The organism is Photorhabdus viridis (assembly GCF_040256935.1).
In the GTDB taxonomy this organism is placed as follows: Bacteria; Pseudomonadota; Gammaproteobacteria; order Enterobacterales; family Enterobacteriaceae; genus Photorhabdus; species Photorhabdus viridis.
The window spans coordinates 1-536 of the sequence record NZ_JBEJZY010000241.1; the positions used below are offsets into that span (position 1 = coordinate 1).

At 50.2% G+C, this 536-nt stretch carries 1 protein-coding gene; it reads right to left on the minus strand.

Translation table 11 applies throughout. The annotated features are described in order from the left end of the window. A partial coding sequence (locus tag ABR397_RS23170) for an EF-Tu C-terminal domain-related protein (protein WP_350307754.1) occupies positions 1-536 on the minus strand: 536 nt, incomplete at both ends.

Sequence of the window (536 nt, forward strand, 5' to 3'; positions counted from 1 at the left end):
GCGATAACTTTAGCAACAACACCAGCACCTACTGTACGGCCACCTTCACGGATTGCGAAGCGCAGACCCTGGTCCATCGCGATTGGTGCAATCAGGGTAACGACCATCTGAATGTTATCACCTGGCATCACCATTTCTACGCCTTCTGGCAGTTCGATCGTACCCGTCACGTCAGTTGTACGGAAGTAGAACTGTGGACGGTAGCCTTTGAAGAACGGAGTATGACGGCCGCCTTCGTCTTTGCTCAGAATATAAACTTCTGATTCGAAAGTGGTGTGTGGCTTAATTGAACCTGGTTTTGCCAGGACCTGACCACGTTCGATTTCGTCACGTTTAGTACCACGCAGCAGAACACCCACGTTCTCACCCGCACGGCCTTCGTCCAGCAGTTTGCGGAACATTTCTACGCCGGTACAAGTTGTTTTCGCTGTATCTTTGATACCCACGATTTCAACTTCTTCACCCACTTTTACGATACCGCGCTCTACACGACCGGTAACTACAGTACCACGGCCTGAAATAGAGAATACGTCTTC